The following is a 16352-nucleotide window of genomic DNA, read 5'->3' as shown; positions in this document are numbered from 1 at the left end:
GAGGCAGTGATGGCCAGCAGCCAGTTCCTCCTCGTCGGGCTCGGCGACACAGCGCGGGTGGGCGGCAACGTCCGCGTGCTCGCGGTCGCCAGCGGCGAGGCGGAAGCCGTCGCGAAGCTCGACGAGCTCGACCCCTCGGTCCTCGGCACCGTTGCCGTCGTCGAGGTCAAGTCCCACTACGAGCGGAGACCGGCGGTGCTCAACACGCCGACCGAGAAGCCCCTCTTCACCAACGAGAAGAAGTCCTAGGAGACCCCGATGCCCGCACCTGACACCCGTGCAGTCTCCGAGCTGCAGCAGATCCCCTTCGCCCACCTCATCGGCTCGCCGTTGAAGGCAGCCGTGGAGGCCCAGGCGCTCGCCGCCCAGTCCACGATCGAGTTCATCCACAAGGTGGGCTTCAAGGAGAAGGCCGAGCCCACCGACCTGGTGTTCGCGAACCCGACCCAGGACGCCGACGCGGGGGAGCTGAGGTCGGTGACCTTCAGCTACAAGAAGAAGGACGAGAACGACGAGCCCAAGACGTTCAGTCTCACCGTTCCGTTCCTCGCGATCACGCCGATCCCGTACATCCGGATCGACGAGATGACGATCGACTTCAACGCCAAGCTGACCGACGCGGTCACCCGCAACACGAGCTCGTCGTTCGAGCTCGGCACCGAGGTGAAGGCCAGCTACAGCGCCTTCTGGAGCCCGGTGAAGGTGGACGCGCGGGTGAGCGCGACGTTCAACCAGAAGTCGTCGGCGACCGAGAACTCGCAGCGCGAGTACTCGATGCAGATCCACGTCCGGGCCGTCCAGGACGAGATGCCCGCCGGGCTCTCGCGCATGCTCGACATGCTCGAGCAGGCCATCCAGGAGACCCCGGCGACGACGCCGGCCTGACCGGCGTCCCAGCGACGATCGTGAGGAGCAGTGATGGCACAGCTTGGTGAGGTCCTCGGCGGCATGCTGACCGACGTGGTCCGCGCGCGCATGGCCGCGGACCTGGTGACGGCCCAGGCCTACGAGACCTATCGGGCGACCCCGGCGCTCGCCGGCATGTCCGTCCCGCGGGTGACCGTGTCCAACCTGACGGTCAAGCTGAACTTCGCCGTGACGGGCGTGGAGTCGGGCACCGCCACCGCGCCGGACCTCTCCCAGGCGAAGGCGGAGTGGACCCAGCGGATGGAGAGCCGGGTGGTGGAGAGCCTGCCCGTCCTCAAGGGGGTGCCCGCGGGGGAGACACCGCCGATCCGAGAGGTCCCGGTCAGCAGCTCGCTGCTGGACCGGGGCCTCTCGGGGGACGTCGAGCCGCTGGTCGACGCCACGATGTCGCACCTGATGGAGGGTCGCGGCCGGGTGTCGAGGGCGGTCCGTGACGAGCTCTCGGCGCAGGTCCGCGACCAGGCGCTCGCCTTCGTCGACTCGATCAAGCAGCAGCAGTTCGCCGAGGTCGCCAATCGTTCGACCCTCGACGTCGACGTGGTGGCCGACCGCGTCGCCCAGGCGCCGACCGAGTCGCTCCAGTCGCTGGAGGTGACGTTCTCGGTCGACGACCTCGAGGAGGTCCTCACCGTGCCCGACCAGTGGAGGTGAGCGCGATGCCTGTCACCGATGTGCGCGCGCTCGGCCTGGGGGAGCTGCTCGGGTCCCTGCTCTCGGCGGTCGTCGAGGGGCAGACGGCCGCGACAGGCAGCTCGCTGGACTTCGTCCAGCAGGTCGGCCTGACCGGCGACCCGGACCACCCGTCGTTCACGACCGTCCCGATCCGCTACACCAAGCTGGACGAGAACCAGGAGCCCGCGCAGTACGAGCTGGAGCTGCCGCTGCTGGCCCTGGTCAACATCCCGACCCTGACGGTGAAGCAGGCCAGGATCGCGTTCACCTACGACGTCGTCACGACCACCCGGGAGACCACGACCGCGGAGGAGGAGGCGTCGCAGCCGACGATCGGGCAGCTGAAGCCTCTGCGTCCGGTGTCGCTCGTCGGCTACGTGCCCCGGCGTACGACGACCAGCCGGACGACCGACAGCAACGCCCGGACCGGCATCGACGTGGAGGTCACCGTCGAGAGCCAGGCCCTGCCGCTCGGCCTGGAGCGGATCCTCGAGCTCACCGAGCTCGCCCAGTCCCGACCCGTGGAGGAGGACCAATGACCGTCGTCGGCGACAACCACGTCGCGAGCAGCCTCGAGGCGGCCATCGGCGCGCTCGAGCAGCTGGCCGGCTCCCTGCGCCAGGGCGGGTTCGCCGAGGGGGCGGGCGCCTACCAGCGGATGGCCGAGGTGCTGGTCGCGCAACGGCTCTTCCACGAGCCCGAGGACGAGGCGGACCCGACCGGCGCCCGGTTCGAGCACCTCGGCCGGCTCGCCCAGGAGGTCTTCGAGCTGCTCGAGCCCTACACGAGCGCCATGCGCCGCCTCGCCACGATGGCGCCGGAACGACCGGACGAGCGCGCGCTGGCCGCGATCCGCGACCAGCTCGAGCGGCGCGGCCGGCGCGGCGCCACCGCGTCCGTGCTCGCGCGGGCCGCCCACGTGCCGCGCGACACCACCGACCAGGTGCTGGCGTCGCTCGTGGCCGACGGCTCCGTCGTACGCCGGGGGACCGGGGAGGTCGAGTCCTATCGCCTCGCTTCCACGCTCACCACCCGGGAGCGGTCGTGAGCGACGCGCGGATCGGCTCGTCGGTCGGCACCGGCGGCACCAACGAGGCGGGCGACGTCCGGGTCGTGCAGGACCTGCTCAACCGCGCCGCCGGCGCCCGCCTGGACGTCGACGGGGACTGCGGCCCGCTCACCGAGCAGGCGATCGCGGACTACCAGAAGGGGTTCACGCGCCGTCCGGACGGCCGGGTCGACCCCGGCGGCCTGACCTTGCGGAAGCTGAACGAGGCGGTCGCCGGCGGCCGCACCCCGCAGGGTGCCCCGGAGCGCGCTCCCGCGGAGGGTGCGCCCGCGGCCCCCGGTGGAGGGCCGTCCAGCGGGACCCGCCTCCAGGCCCTGGGGCGCGGCTCCGGGTTCTACTCCTACGCCAAGCCCGAGCGGCAGTTCGGCAGCGACCCGCTGCTCGACGTGCTCCGCGCCGTCGGCACCCGCCTCGCCAGGGCCGGGCTGGAGTACGGCGTCGGCGACCTCAGCTTCGAGCAGGGCGGGGCCATCTCCCCGCACAAGACCCACACCTCCGGCAGGCACGCCGACCTGCGCCCGATCCGCTCCGACGGCAGCCACGACCCGACGTCGATCGGCGACCCGTCGTACAGCCGCGACTCGACCCGGCTGCTGGTCGAGGCCCTCCAGGCCCAGCCGGCGGTCACCCAGATCCTGTTCAACGACACCGACATCGCCGGTGTCCGGACGTGGCCGGCGCACGACAACCACCTCCACATCCAGGTGCGGTGAGCCCTACCAGCCGCGGGCCCGCCACTCGTCGAGGTGCGGCCGCTCGGCCCCGAGCGTGGAGTCGTCACCGTGGCCGGGGTAGAACCACGTGTCGTCCGCAAGCCGGCCGAAGACCTTGGTCGCCACGTCCTCGATCAGCTGCTCGAAGGCCTCGCTCGAGCCGAACGTGTTCCCGACGCCGCCCGGGAAGAGCGAGTCCCCGGTGAACAGGTGCGGGTGGCCGGCCGGGTCGTCGTAGACGAGCGCGACCGACCCGGGCGTGTGCCCCGCGATCGCGATGACCGACAGCGAGCAGGCGCCGACGGAGACGGTGTCGCCGTCGGAGAGCGTCCGCGTCACGGGTACGCCGGTCTGCTCGGTCACGGCGTCGGCGTCCGGCGCTCCGACCAGGACCTCGGCACCGGTCTTCGCGACCACCTCCCCGAGCGCGCGGTGGTGGTCCCAGTGCTGGTGGGTCGTGACGACCGCGGTGAGCCCGTCGGGGCCGATGAGCGGCAGCAGCGTCGAGGCCTCGTCGGCGGCGTCGACGAGCAGCTGCTCTCCGGTCGAGCGGCACTGCAGCAGGTAGCAGTTGTTGGACATCTTCGGGTCGACCGCGACCTTGGTGATCACGAGGTCCGCGAGCTCACGGACGTCGGGCGCGCCGCCCGGCCGGACGGCGCCGGTGTAGGTGTCGGTCACGTCAGTACCCCTCGATCCGCGGCAGCTCGCCGTCGCTGGTCAGTCCTTCGCCGTCGCCGCGACCGGTGAGCCACCAGGCGAGGTCGACGACGGATCCGGTGACGGTCGGCCCGCCCTCGCCGTACGTCCACGAGCGGTCGATGTCCGACGCGTACGCCGTGAACCCGCTCGAGGCGTCGAGGCGGGCGCGCCGCGCCTCGAGGATGTCGCTCGCGAACGGCACCGACCAGCGCCGGTGGTCGTAGCCGGCGTCGAGGTCGGCGTGGTGGATCTCGACCTCGCCGAGCCGCATCCACGGGACGGCGCCGACCGGGAACGTCCGGCCGCCCGGGTTGCGCTCCATCGTGGTGTCCTGCTGGTCGTCCGGGACCGCGTCGATGGCGTCCTTCAGCTCCGTGCACGCGGCGAGCAGGCGGGCGCGGACGACCTCGGGAGGCTCCGCCGCGAGGTCCTCGATGTCGCCGTCGCGCGCCTCGTCGGAGGCGTACATCGGCACCTTCCTGCCCTCGACGACACCGCGGAGCGCGCCGGCGAGGGCCTCCGCGTTCAGCGCGAGGTGGGCGAGCACGTGGCCGCGGGTCCAGCCCGGGAGGCTGCTGGCCTCCGCGTAGGCCGAGTCCGGGAGGGCGTCGGTGGTGCGCACCAGGCGCCGGGTCGCCTCCGGGAGCAGGTCGTCGATGACATCCACCGTGGTGAGGTCCGTCATGGCCCCATCCTGCCCGACGGGGGACTGTCGGTGCTGCGTGAGAAGGTGGGGAACACGGGCGTCCGGGAAGTCGTTGTGCCTGGCCGGCGCCGGTTACGATGGCGAACACCTGTTCGAAGACGCGGGCAACGAGGGGAACGACGCAGTGGCGGACCAGCTCATCATCCGGGGGGCCCGGGAGCACAACCTGAAGGACGTCTCGCTCGACCTCCCTCGCGACTCGCTGATCGTGTTCACCGGCCTCTCGGGCTCCGGCAAGTCCTCGCTCGCGTTCGACACCATCTTCGCCGAGGGCCAGCGCCGCTACGTCGAGTCGCTCTCGGCCTACGCCCGGCAGTTCCTCGGCCAGATGGACAAGCCCGACGTCGACTTCATCGAGGGGCTCTCGCCCGCGGTCTCGATCGACCAGAAGTCGACCTCCAAGAACCCGCGCTCGACCGTCGGCACCATCACCGAGGTCTACGACTACCTCCGCCTGCTCTACGCGCGCGCCGGGCGCCCGCACTGCCCGACCTGCCACGCGCCGATCGAGCGGCAGACCCCGCAGCAGATCGTCGACAAGGTGCTCTCCCTGGAGGAGGGCCGGCGGTTCCAGGTGCTGGCGCCGGTGATCCGCGGCCGCAAGGGGGAGTACGTCGAGCTGTTCAAGCAGCTCCAGGCCCAGGGCTTCTCCCGCGCCCGGGTCAACGGCGAGACGCACACGCTCGACGACCCGCCGACCCTCGACAAGCAGAAGAAGCACACGATCGAGGTCGTGGTCGACCGGCTCGCGGTCAAGGAGTCCTCGAAGCGACGGCTCACCGACTCGGTCGAGACCGCGCTGCAGCTCGCCGGCGGCCTGGTGCTCTTCGACTTCGTCGACCTCGACGCCAAGGACCCCGCTCGCGAGCTGCGCTTCAGCGAGAAGATGGCGTGCCCCAACGAGCACCCCATCGACACCGACGACCTCGAGCCGCGCTCGTTCTCGTTCAACTCGCCGTTCGGTGCCTGCCCTGCCTGCCACGGCCTGGGCACCCGGATGGAGGTCGACCCCGAGCTGGTCGTGCCGGACCCGCAGGCCACGCTCGGCGAGGGCGCGATCCAGCCGTGGAGCCAGGCGCACGTCGCCGACTACTTCCTGCGCCTGATGGGCGCGCTCGGCGAGGAGCTCGGCTTCGACCTCAACACGCCGTGGGAGCGGCTCTCGACGAAGGCGCAGAAGTCGCTGCTCGACGGGCACGCGACCAAGGTCCACGTCGTCACCCGCAACCGCTACGGCCGGCAGCGCGCCTACTACGCCGAGTTCGAGGGCGTGCGCACCTACATCGAGCGCCGCCACCGCGAGGCGGAGTCCGACGTCAGCCGCGAGCGCTACGAAGGCTTCATGCGCGAGGTGCCCTGTCCGACCTGCGGGGGCAGCCGCCTCAAGCCGGTGTCGATGGCCGTCACGCTCGGTGCGTCGATCCAGGACGGCGGCAAGAACATCGCCGAGGTCTGCGCGCTGCCGATCAACGAGACCGCCGACTACCTCCGCGACCTCGACCTCTCCGCGCGGGAGCGGCAGATCGGCGAGCGGGTGCTCAAGGAGATCCAGGAGCGGCTCAACTTCCTGCTCGACGTCGGCCTCGACTACCTCTCGCTCGACCGGCCCTCCGGGTCGCTGTCGGGCGGCGAGGCGCAGCGGATCCGGCTCGCCACCCAGATCGGCGCGGGCCTGGTGGGCGTCCTCTACGTCCTCGACGAGCCGTCCATCGGGCTCCACCAGCGCGACAACCACCGGCTCATCGAGACCCTGATCCGGCTCAAGGACCTCGGCAACACGCTGATCGTCGTCGAGCACGACGAGGACACGATCCGGGTCGCCGACTGGGTCGTCGACATCGGGCCGGGTGCCGGCGAGCACGGCGGCCAGGTCGTCCACAGCGGCCACGTCGCCGACCTGCTCACGCACGCCGACTCGCTGACCGGGCAGTACCTCTCCGGTCGCCGCGAGATCCCGGTCCCCGCCGTACGCCGCCCGCGGACCAAGGGCCGTGACCTGACGGTCCACGGTGCGCGTGAGCACAACCTCAAGAACGTCGACGTCTCGTTCCCGCTCGGCCTGTTCGTGGCGGTCACCGGCGTGTCCGGCTCCGGCAAGTCGACCCTGGTCAACGACATCCTCTACACCTCGCTCGCCAAGGAGATCTACCGCGCCCGCACGGTGCCCGGGCGGCACCAGAAGATCACCGGCCTCGAGCACGTCGACAAGGTCATCCACGTCGACCAGTCGCCGATCGGCCGCACCCCGCGGTCCAACCCGGCGACCTACACCGGCGTGTTCGACCACATCCGCAAGCTCTTCGCCGCGACCCCCGAGGCGAAGATGCGGGGCTACCTCCAGGGGCGCTTCTCGTTCAACGTCAAGGGCGGCCGCTGCGAGGCGTGCGCCGGTGACGGCACGATCAAGATCGAGATGAACTTCCTGCCGGACGTCTACGTCCCGTGCGAGGTCTGCCACGGCGCCCGCTACAACCGCGAGACCCTCGAGGTGCACTACAAGGGCAAGACGATCGCCGAGGTCCTCGACATGCCGATCGAGGAGGCCGTGGAGTTCTTCGCGGCGGTGCCCGCGATCGCCCGGCACCTCAAGACGCTGGTGGAGGTCGGCCTCGGCTACGTCCGGCTCGGCCAGCCGGCGACCACCCTGTCCGGCGGCGAGGCGCAGCGCGTCAAGCTCTCCGCCGAGCTGCAGAAGCGGTCCACCGGCCGCACGGTCTACGTGCTCGACGAGCCCACGACCGGTCTGCACTTCGAGGACATCCGCAAGCTGCTGCTGGTGCTGGGCCGCCTGGTCGACCAGGGCAACACCGTGCTGGTGATCGAGCACAACCTCGACGTCATCAAGACCGCCGACTGGCTGGTCGACATGGGTCCCGAGGGCGGCTCGCGCGGAGGCACCGTGGTCGCCGAGGGCACGCCGGAGACGGTGGCCGCCAACCCGGCCAGCCACACAGGCACGTTCCTCGCGCCGCTGCTCGAGGGTCGCGAGGCGAAGCAGCCGGCCGGGAAGCGCGCGGCACCGGCGCCCGCGACGGCCCCGGCGAAGACGTCTGCGGCGAAGAAGTCTGCGGCCAAGACACCGGCCAAGAAGGCTGCGACCAAGAAGACCTCGGCGAGGAAGGTCGCGGCCAAGAAGGCGGGCTGATCCCGGATTCACAGCGGATCCCCGGTGACGTGAACCCTCGAGTGCTCGGCGCCGTTTGTAGGGTGAAGTTTCAACGACACCCTGTGAGAGGACGAGGATCGTGACCTTCGGCATCAGCCGCCGCCAGACCCTGACCGGAGCAGCCGCACTCGGGACCGTGCCGCTTCTCGCTGCCTGCGGCGGCGATGGGGGGTCGACCGCGGCGACCGACCCGCCGGCGGCCGGGGAGACCCTCGGACCCGTGGCCGACGTGCCGGTGGGCGGAGGCACGATCTACCCCGACCAGAAGATCGTGGTCACCCAGCCGACCGAGGGCGACTTCAAGGGCTTCACGGCGGTCTGCACCCACCAGTCCTGCCTGGTCGCCAAGGTGACGGCGGAGTCGATCGACTGCACCTGCCACGGCAGCAAGTTCTCCGTGCAGGACGGGTCGGTGCTCAACGGGCCCGCGACCACCGGTCTCACCCCGGTCCCCGTCACTGTCGACGGGGACCAGATCACGACGGGCTGAGGCGGTGCCGGGCTCGGGCCTGAGCAGACGGACGCTGGCGGGGGCAGCGGTCGCGGGCGTCGGTGCGTCCGGGCTGGCGGCCTGCTCCGGCGACAGCGACCCCGGTGCCGAGCCGAGCCGCACGCCGTCGGTGGAGCCGCCGAGCACGCCGGAGCCCACCGCCGAGCCGAGCGCGACCGCCGCGCCCTCCGAGCCCTCCGAGCCGCCGGGGCTGGTCGACCTCGCCGACCTGCCGGTGGGCGGCGGCCGGGTGGTCGCCGCCGAGGAGGTCGTGGTCACCCAACCCGAGCGCGGGCGGATCATGTGCTTCTCCGCGGTCTGCACCCATCGCGGCTGCGTCGTCTCGGACGTCGAGGACGGCACGATCAACTGCGGCTGCCACGGCAGCCGCTTCTCGGTGGCCGACGGCACGGTCGTCAGCGGTCCGGCGAGCACCGCGCTGCCGACCGTGGAGATCACCGTCCGGGACGGCGTGGTGCGGCTGGCGTGAGCGTCAGCCCGCGGCGACCGGCTCGGTGACCCGCCGCCACTGGGCGTCGCGCGGCGAGTGCCGGCGGTCCAGGCGGTCGTCGAGGAGCTGGCGGGCCTCGTCGAGGCGTCCGGCGCGGAGCAGTGCGGCGATCCGGGTCTCCTCGATGATCTCCCGCTGCGCGTCCGAGCCGCCCAGGCGCCAGGTCTGGCCCTGCAGGGCCGCCAGGCGGTCGGCGGCGCCGGCGCTGTCGCCGTGGCCCAGCGCCCGCAGCGCGCCCGCGAGAGGCGCGACGACCTGCCGGTGGGTGGGGTGGTCGTGGGCGGCCGCCCAGCGCTCGAGCGAGCCCAGCCCCGTCAGGTCGTCCAGCGCGAGGAGCAGCACGGCGGAGTGCATCGCGAGGAACGGGGTCGCCGGGCGGCGCAGCGTGGACTCGGGGGTGGCCGCGGCGACGGCCGCGATGTCGGGCAGGTCCTCGGCGCCCGGCGTGAGCGCCCAGCGGAACAGCAGCGAGCCCGAGTCGACGAGCGCGCGGCACCCCAGCCCGCGCTCGGGCAGGAGCTGCTCGTCGTACCGCCGCCGGACGGCGTCGACGTCGCCCAGCGACAGCTCGTGCAGCGCGGCGTGCCAGGAGAAGTGGCTGAGGCTGTCGGTCCCCGCGCCGGCCCCGCGGACCCAGTCGTCCATCCAGGCGAGACCGGCGACGTGGTCGCCGGTCTCGTAGTGCGCGTGGGCGCGGGCGTGTGCCGAGTGCCCGGCGTCCGAGACCTCGGCGAGCGAGCGGCACGAGAGATCCATCGCCTCGTCGAATCGGAGCTGCTCCTGCCGGACGAACGCGAGCAGGCCGGTGAACCACCAGTCGTCGCCGTACGCCGGGGCGGCGCGCTCGACGATGTCCCACGCCTCCTGCGGGACCTCGGTGACGCCGGCGAAGGCGATCGTGGGGACCGCGGTCGAGAGCAGCACCGCGTCGCGCGGGTAGGTGTCGAGGTGCGCGACGATCCCGCGCGAGTCGCCGCGCAGGTGGGCGGCGACGGCGTGCACGTGGCTGCGCTCCCGCTCGGTGGCCCGCGGCGCGAGCGCCACCGCGTCCGCGATGCGCGACTGCACGTCGACGGCCGCGCACATCTCGTGGCCGAGCAGGGCCAGGGTGGCGTGGCCGAGTGCGAAGGTCGGGTCGAGCGCGATCGCGGTGGCCACCGACTGCTCGGCTCCCGTGCCCAGGCGGAGCAGCCGGTCGACGCCCCGGTTGTAGGCGGTCGCCGCCTCGTCGGAGCAGGTGAGCCGGTGCCCATAGGTGTCACGACAAGCCATGAAAGAACAGTAACCCACTAGACATAGGTCCTGCAGCAGGACCGCCGCGCGCCGGAGTGTCCCCGGCGGCCCGTAGGGTTGAGGCGTGCCTCCCGCTCGACCCCCGCGATCCGTCCGAGGCGCGCAGTCCTACCGCCCCGAGCCGGGCTCGATCCCGACCCAGCCGGGCGTCTACCGGTTCCGCGACGCCAAGGGCCGCGTGGTCTACGTCGGCAAGGCCAAGAACCTGCGCGCCCGGCTCTCGTCGTACTTCCAGGACATCGCCAACCTGCACCCGCGCACCGCGACCATGGTCACGACCGCCGCGAGCGTCGAGTGGACGGTCGTGGCGACCGAGGTCGAGGCGCTGCAGCTGGAGTACTCCTGGATCAAGGAGTACGACCCGCGCTTCAACGTGAAGTACCGCGACGACAAGTCCTACCCGTGGCTGGCGGTGACCGTCGGCGAGGAGTTCCCGCGGGTGATGGTCGGCCGCGGCGCGAAGCGCAAGGGCACCCGCTACTTCGGCCCCTACAGCCACGCCTGGGCGATCCGCGAGACCGTCGACCTGCTGCTCCGGGTCTTCCCGATGCGGTCGTGCAGCAACGGCGTCTTCAAGCGGTCCGGGCAGATCGGCCGCCCGTGCCTGCTCGGCTACATCGACAAGTGCGCGGCTCCGTGCGTCGGCAACGTGACCGCCGAGGAGCACCGCGCGATCGTCGACGACTTCTGCGACTTCATGGGCGGGCAGACGACGGCCTTCGTGAGGCGCATCGAGAAGGAGATGTACGCCGCGTCCGACGCGCTCGACTTCGAGAAGGCGGCGCGGCTGCGCGACGACCTCGGCGCGCTCAACAAGGCGCTCGAGAAGCAGGCGGTCGTGCTCGGCGACGGCACCGACGCCGACGTCATCGCCCTGGCCGAGGACCCGCTCGAGGTCGCCGTGCAGATCTTCTACGTGCGCGGCGGTCGGATCCGCGGTCAGCGCGGCTGGGTCGCCGACCGCGTCGACGAGGGCGGCACCGCCGAGCTCGTCGACGACTTCCTGCTCCAGCTCTACGCCGGCGCCGGCGCCGACGAGATCCCCCGGGAGATCCTCGTCCCCGCGCTGCCGCCGGACGTCGCGACCTACGAGGCGCTGCTCGGCGACCTGCGCGGGGCCAAGGTGGCGATCCGGGTGCCGCAGCGCGGCGACAAGAGGGCGCTCCAGGAGACCGTCGCCAAGAACGCCGGCCAGGCGCTCGTCCTGCACAAGACCAAGCGGGCCAGCGACCTGACCACGCGCAACCGGGCGCTGGAGGAGATCCAGGACGCGCTCGGCCTCGACGAGGTGCCGCTGCGCATCGAGTGCTACGACGTCTCCCACCTGCAGGGGTCCGAGATCGTCGCCTCCATGGTCGTGTTCGAGGACGGGCTGGCGCGCAAGAGCGAGTACCGCCGCTTCGTGATCCGGGGTCAGGACGGCTCCGACGACGTGCGGGCCATGCACGAGGTCATCACCCGCCGGTTCAAGCGGCTGCTCGACGAGCAGGGGTCGAGCGAGTCCGTGGTCACCGAGGGCGGCCCGATGCTCGTCGACCCCGAGACCGGCCGGCCCCGGAAGTTCGCCTACGCGCCGGGCCTGGTGGTCGTCGACGGAGGCGCACCCCAGGTCGCCGCCGCGCAGCGCGCGCTCGCCGAGCTCGGCATCGTCGACATCCCGGTGTGCGGCCTGGCGAAGCGGCTGGAGGAGGTGTGGCTCCCCGAGCAGGAGGACCCGGTGATCCTGCCGCGCTCCAGCGAGGGGCTCTACCTGCTCCAGCGGATCCGCGACGAGGCGCACCGCTTCGCGATCACCCACCACCGGGGCCGCAGGTCGAAGTCGATGGTCGAGAGCGTCCTCGACGAGGTCCCCGGCCTCGGCGAGGTGCGTCGCAAGACGCTGCTCAAGCACTTCGGGTCCCTCAAGAAGCTGCGCGAGGCCGACGTGGAGCAGATCGCGCAGGTGCCCGGGATCGGGCCGCGCACCGCCGCGGCGATCCAGGATGCGGTCGCCGGATCGAACCGCAAGACTGGGACCGTCAGCATCAACACCGCCACCGGCGAGATCGAGGAAGGCTAGGCATGACTGCCGACGCGCACGACCGCGGCGAGCTCGTCGTCGTCACCGGGATGACGGGCGCCGGCCGGAGCACGGCCGCCAAGGAGCTCGAGGACCTCGGCTACTACGTCGTCGACAACCTCCCGCCCAGCCTGCTGCGCGACGTCGTGCGGCTCGTCGACGAGAGCCGTGGCCTGGGCCAGCCGATCGCGGTCGTGGTCGACGTGCGGTCCGGCTCGTTCTTCCAGTCCCTCCAGGCCAACCTGGCCCAGGGCGCCACCGGGCGGCGTACGACGCTCGTCTTCCTCGAGGCGACCGACGACGTGCTCGTCCGCAGGCAGGAGGCGGCTCGGCGCCCGCACCCGCTGCAGGGCGCCGGTCGGCTGCTCGACGGGCTCCAGCGGGAGCGGGTCGTGCTCGCGGACCTGCGCAGCGAGGCCGACCTGGTCATCGACACCAGCGGCCTCAACGTGCACCAGCTGACCGACCGGATCGCGGAGTCGTTCGGCACCCCCGACACCTTGAGCCTGCGCGTCACCGTCACGAGTTTCGGCTTCAAGTACGGCATCCCGGTCGACGCCGACTACGTCGCCGACATGCGGTTCCTGCCCAACCCGCACTGGATCCCCGAGCTGCGCGGGTTGACCGGGAAGGACGGCTCCGTGTCGTCGTACGTGATGGAGCAGTTCGGCGCCGCCGAGTTCCTCGACGGCTACGTGCCGGTGCTCGAGGGCGTCGCGGCTGGCTACCTGCGCGAGGGCAAGCGGTTCATGACGGTCGCGATCGGCTGCACCGGCGGCAAGCACCGCAGCGTCGCGATGACCGAGGAGATCGCCGCGCGCCTCACCAAGGCCGGCTACGAGGTCCGCGCGACCCACCGCGACCTGGGCCGGGAGTGATGGCGCCCGGCGCGGGCGACCGCGCCCAGTCGGTGGTCGCCTTCGGGGGCGGCCACGGGCTCGCGTGCTCGCTCCAGGCGCTCCGGCTGCTCGTCGACGACCTGGTCATCGACGACCTGACCGCCGTCGTGACCGTCGCCGACAACGGCGGGTCCTCGGGCCGGCTCCGTGGCGAGTTCGGCGTGCTGCCGCCGGGTGACCTGCGGATGGCGCTGGCGGCGCTCTGCGGCGACCACCAGTGGGGCGACACGTGGGCGCGGGTGCTCCAGCACCGGTTCGCGGGCCACGGCGAGATGAACGGCCACGTCATCGGCAACCTCCTGATCGTCGGCCTGTGGGAGCAGCTCGGCGATCCGGTGGCGGCGCTCGACTGGGTCGGCCGCCTGCTCGGCACCACCGGCCGCGTGCTGCCGATGGCGCTGACCCCGCTCGACATCACCGCGGAGGTGCGGGGCCTGAACCCGACCGGTACGACGCGGGTGCGCGGCCAGGTGCAGGTCGCCTCCACGCCGGGCGAGATCGTCTCGATCGCCCTCGAGCCCGAGCACCCCGAGCCGTGCCCCGAGGCGCTCCTCGCCGTGCGCGAGGCCGACTGGATCGTCCTGGGTCCGGGCTCCTGGTTCACCTCCGTCATCCCGCACCTGATGGTCCCCGCGCTGCGGGAGGCGCTGGTCAGCACCGATGCGCGGGTGATCGTGGTGCTCAACCTCGTGGACGAGGCGGGGGAGACCTCCGGATACGGACCGGCCGACCACCTGGCGGCGCTGGTCGAGCACGCCCCCGACCTGCGCATCGACACCGTCCTCGCGGACCGGGCCACGCTCGGCGACGACCAGCCCGACCTCGAGTCGGCCGTGGCCTCGTTCGGGGCTCGCCTGCACGTCGCCGACATCGCCCGGGACGACGGGACACCGCGCCACGACGCGGCCCGGCTGGCCGCGGCGTACACCGACATCATCGCCGGGATCACCACTGGGAGCTGAGCTCTTGCGGCTGCCGGCCACCTGTTGCCGAGGGTCGTTGACGCGCGTGGCAGGATCGCCCCATGGCGATGACGGCGCAGGTCAAGGCGGAGCTCGCGAGCACCCAGGTGACCAAGACCTGTTGCCGCAAGGCGGAGGTCGCGTCGATGCTCCGCTTCGCCGGCGGCCTGCACATCGTCAGCGGCAAGATCGTGGTCGAGGCGGAGTTCGACACCGGCGCCGCCGCGCGCCGGCTGCGCACCAACATCGCCGAGGTCTACGGGCACCGCTCCGACGTCGTCATGGTGCAGGGCAACGGCATTCGCAAGGGCAGCCGCTACATCGTCCGGGTGGTCAAGGACGGCGAGGCACTGGCCCGCCAGACGGGGCTGCTCGACCAGCGCGGCCGCCCCGTGCGCGGCCTGCCGCCGGCGGTGGTGTCCGGTGGCGGCTGCGACGCGGTGGCCGCCTGGCGTGGGGCCTTCCTCGCGCACGGCTCGCTCACCGAGCCCGGCCGGTCCTCCGCGCTCGAGGTGACTTGCCCCGGCCCCGAGGCCGCGCTGGCCCTGGTCGGTGTGGCCCGTCGGCTCAGCATCCACGCGAAGGCGCGTGAGGTCCGTGGCGTGGACCGGGTCGTGATCCGCGACGGCGACGCCATCGGCCAGCTGCTCACGCGCCTCGGCGCCCACGAGTCGCTGATGGCGTGGGAGGAGCGTCGGATGCGCCGCGAGGTGCGCGCGACCGCCAACCGGCTCGCGAACTTCGACGACGCCAACCTCCGCCGGTCCGCGCGCGCCGCGGTCGCGGCCGGTGCCCGCGTCGGCAGGGCGATGGAGATCCTGGGCGAGGACGTCCCCGACCACCTCCGGATGGCCGGCGAGCTGCGGCTCGAGCACAAGCAGGCGTCGTTGGAGGAGCTCGGCCAGCTGCACGACCCGGTGCTCACCAAGGACGCGATCGCCGGTCGGATCAGGCGCCTGCTCGCGATGGCCGACAAGCGCGCCGAGGAGCTCGGCATCCCCGACACCGAGGCCTCGCTGACTCCGGAGATGCTCGCCGAGGACGCCTGACGGCCCGGTCCGCTCGGGACCTTCGCCCGTTACTCGCACGTAGCCCGGGACGGCAGGATCAAGGAGCCGGCCCAAGCGATAGGGTCGGTATGTCCCCTTGCAAGTCGTACGTGATCGAGAGCAGGAGCACGCAGTGACCGTTCGTGTAGGTATCAACGGGTTCGGCCGGATCGGCCGCAACTTCTTCCGCGCCGTCCGGGCCTCGGGCCAGGACATCGAGATCGTTGCCGTCAACGACCTGACCGACAACAAGTCCCTCGCGCCGCTGCTCAAGTTCGACTCGATCCTGGGCCGGCTCGACGTGGACGTGACCCACACCGAGGACGAGATCCGGGTGGGCGACCAGGTCGTCAAGACGTTCGCGGAGCGCGACCCGGCGAACCTCAAGTGGGCTGACCTCGGTGTCGACGTCGTCGTCGAGTCCACCGGCTTCTTCACCGACGCCACCAAGGCGCGCGCCCACGTCGACAACGGCGGGGCGAAGAAGGTCATCATCTCGGCGCCGGCCTCCAACGAGGACGTCACGGTCGTGATGGGCGTCAACCACACGTCGTACGACCCGGCGGCGCACACGGTGATCTCCAACGCGTCGTGCACCACCAACTGCCTGGCGCCGATGGCGAAGGCGCTGCACGAGGGCATCGGCATCAACAAGGGCCTGATGACCACGATCCACGCCTACACCGCGGACCAGAACCTGCAGGACAACATCCACAAGGACCCGCGCCGTGCCCGCGCCGCCGCGCTCAACATGGTCCCGACCTCGACCGGTGCCGCGAAGGCGATCGGCCTGGTGCTGCCCGAGCTCAAGGGCAAGCTCGACGGCTACGCGATGCGCGTCCCGGTCCCGACCGGCTCGGCGACCGACCTCTCCTTCGAGGCGGGCCGCGAGACCTCGGTCGAGGAGATCAACGAGATCGTCAAGGCCGCGGCCGACGGCAAGTACCTCAAGTACTCCACCGACCCGCTGGTCTCGACCGACATCGTCACCGACCCGGCGTCCTGCATCTTCGACGCGCCGCTGACCAAGGTCATCGGCAACCAGGTCAAGGTGCTCGGCTGGTACGACAACGAGTGGGGCTACTCCAACCGCCTGGCCGACCTGATCGCGTACGTCGGCGAGACGCTCTGACC

General features: G+C 71.8%; 17 protein-coding genes. 14 read left to right on the top strand and 3 right to left on the bottom strand.

Features of this window, described 5'->3' with window-relative positions:
* The first annotated feature begins 9 nt into the window (after nucleotides 1–9).
* The 6 genes from HZF07_RS04135 to HZF07_RS04110 are packed head-to-tail and all read left to right on the top strand — an operon-like array spanning nucleotide 10 to nucleotide 3381.
* Nucleotides 10–249: a hypothetical protein gene (locus HZF07_RS04135; RefSeq protein ID WP_157347149.1), complete on the top strand. Its 240-nt coding sequence runs from the start codon at nucleotides 10–12 to the stop codon at nucleotides 247–249.
* 9 nt (nucleotides 250–258) lie between these two features.
* Nucleotides 259–885, top strand: coding sequence for a DUF2589 domain-containing protein (locus HZF07_RS04130; RefSeq protein WP_157347147.1), 627 nt, complete (start codon nucleotides 259–261; stop codon nucleotides 883–885).
* A gap of 33 nt (nucleotides 886–918) precedes the next feature.
* Complete coding sequence (locus tag HZF07_RS04125; RefSeq protein WP_157347145.1) at nucleotides 919–1578, top strand: hypothetical protein; 660 nt, start codon at nucleotides 919–921, stop codon at nucleotides 1576–1578.
* A gap of 5 nt (nucleotides 1579–1583) precedes the next feature.
* Nucleotides 1584–2138, top strand: coding sequence for a DUF2589 domain-containing protein (locus tag HZF07_RS04120; protein ID WP_157347143.1), 555 nt, complete (start codon nucleotides 1584–1586; stop codon nucleotides 2136–2138).
* Nucleotides 2135–2647, top strand: a complete 513-nt coding sequence (locus HZF07_RS04115; RefSeq protein WP_157347141.1) for a hypothetical protein — start codon at nucleotides 2135–2137, stop codon at nucleotides 2645–2647. The genes HZF07_RS04120 and HZF07_RS04115 overlap by 4 nt, the downstream gene beginning before the upstream one ends.
* A complete protein-coding gene (locus tag HZF07_RS04110) occupies nucleotides 2644–3381 on the top strand; it encodes a peptidoglycan-binding domain-containing protein (protein ID WP_157347139.1) in 738 nt (245 codons plus the stop codon). The genes HZF07_RS04115 and HZF07_RS04110 overlap by 4 nt, the downstream gene beginning before the upstream one ends.
* A 3-nt stretch (nucleotides 3382–3384) precedes the next feature.
* On the opposite strand, the gene HZF07_RS04105 is transcribed toward HZF07_RS04110, so the two are convergent.
* Together HZF07_RS04105 and HZF07_RS04100 are read right to left on the bottom strand one after the other, a co-directional pair.
* Nucleotides 3385–4062 carry an MBL fold metallo-hydrolase gene (locus HZF07_RS04105; protein WP_309504426.1) on the bottom strand — a complete coding sequence of 226 codons (678 nt, stop codon included), beginning with the start codon at nucleotides 4060–4062 and terminating at the stop codon, nucleotides 3385–3387.
* A 1-nt stretch (nucleotide 4063) separates the two neighbouring features.
* Complete coding sequence (locus tag HZF07_RS04100) at nucleotides 4064–4768, bottom strand: maleylpyruvate isomerase family mycothiol-dependent enzyme (RefSeq protein WP_157347136.1); 705 nt, start codon at nucleotides 4766–4768, stop codon at nucleotides 4064–4066.
* Between the two features lie 145 nt (nucleotides 4769–4913).
* On the opposite strand from HZF07_RS04100, the gene uvrA reads away from it, so the two are divergent.
* The 3 genes from uvrA to HZF07_RS04085 all read left to right on the top strand — a co-directional run bounded on the left by uvrA (nucleotide 4914) and on the right by HZF07_RS04085 (nucleotide 8935).
* Nucleotides 4914–7934 carry an excinuclease ABC subunit UvrA gene (gene uvrA / locus HZF07_RS04095; protein WP_181644747.1) on the top strand — a complete coding sequence of 1007 codons (3021 nt, stop codon included), beginning with the start codon at nucleotides 4914–4916 and terminating at the stop codon, nucleotides 7932–7934.
* Nucleotides 7935–8034: 100 nt separating this feature from the next.
* The gene (locus HZF07_RS04090; RefSeq protein ID WP_181644746.1) at nucleotides 8035–8445 is read left to right on the top strand and encodes a Rieske (2Fe-2S) protein; all 411 of its coding nucleotides are present in this window, start codon (nucleotides 8035–8037) and stop codon (nucleotides 8443–8445) included.
* Between the two features lie 4 nt (nucleotides 8446–8449).
* Complete coding sequence (locus tag HZF07_RS04085) at nucleotides 8450–8935, top strand: Rieske (2Fe-2S) protein (RefSeq protein WP_309504424.1); 486 nt, start codon at nucleotides 8450–8452, stop codon at nucleotides 8933–8935.
* A 3-nt stretch (nucleotides 8936–8938) separates the two neighbouring features.
* Here HZF07_RS04085 and HZF07_RS04080 read toward each other — a convergent pair whose 3' ends face one another.
* Nucleotides 8939–10228, bottom strand: a complete 1290-nt coding sequence (locus tag HZF07_RS04080) for a pyridine nucleotide-disulfide oxidoreductase (protein WP_157347134.1) — start codon at nucleotides 10226–10228, stop codon at nucleotides 8939–8941.
* An 85-nt stretch (nucleotides 10229–10313) separates the two neighbouring features.
* On the opposite strand from HZF07_RS04080, the gene uvrC reads away from it, so the two are divergent.
* The 5 genes from uvrC (at nucleotide 10314) to gap (ending at nucleotide 16350) form a co-directional block, all read left to right on the top strand.
* The gene (gene uvrC, locus HZF07_RS04075; RefSeq protein ID WP_181644745.1) at nucleotides 10314–12308 is read left to right on the top strand and encodes an excinuclease ABC subunit UvrC; all 1995 of its coding nucleotides are present in this window, start codon (nucleotides 10314–10316) and stop codon (nucleotides 12306–12308) included.
* A 2-nt stretch (nucleotides 12309–12310) separates the two neighbouring features.
* Nucleotides 12311–13186, top strand: coding sequence for an RNase adapter RapZ (rapZ, locus tag HZF07_RS04070; protein ID WP_157347132.1), 876 nt, complete (start codon nucleotides 12311–12313; stop codon nucleotides 13184–13186).
* Nucleotides 13186–14169: a gluconeogenesis factor YvcK family protein gene (locus tag HZF07_RS04065; RefSeq protein ID WP_157347129.1), complete on the top strand. Its 984-nt coding sequence runs from the start codon at nucleotides 13186–13188 to the stop codon at nucleotides 14167–14169. Before rapZ ends, HZF07_RS04065 begins: the two co-directional genes overlap by 1 nt.
* Nucleotides 14170–14231: 62 nt before the next feature.
* Nucleotides 14232–15218, top strand: coding sequence for a DNA-binding protein WhiA (whiA, locus tag HZF07_RS04060; protein WP_157347127.1), 987 nt, complete (start codon nucleotides 14232–14234; stop codon nucleotides 15216–15218).
* Nucleotides 15219–15351: 133 nt separating this feature from the next.
* On the top strand, nucleotides 15352–16350 hold the full coding sequence (gap, locus tag HZF07_RS04055; protein WP_181644744.1) for a type I glyceraldehyde-3-phosphate dehydrogenase: 999 nt from the start codon (nucleotides 15352–15354) through the stop codon (nucleotides 16348–16350).
* The last annotated feature ends 2 nt before the right edge of the window (nucleotides 16351–16352 follow it).

Origin of the sequence: Nocardioides agri, assembly GCF_013778305.1 — a bacterium.
Classification (GTDB): domain Bacteria; phylum Actinomycetota; class Actinomycetes; order Propionibacteriales; family Nocardioidaceae; genus Nocardioides; species Nocardioides agri.
This window is presented reverse-complemented; position numbering and strand designations above follow the sequence as displayed.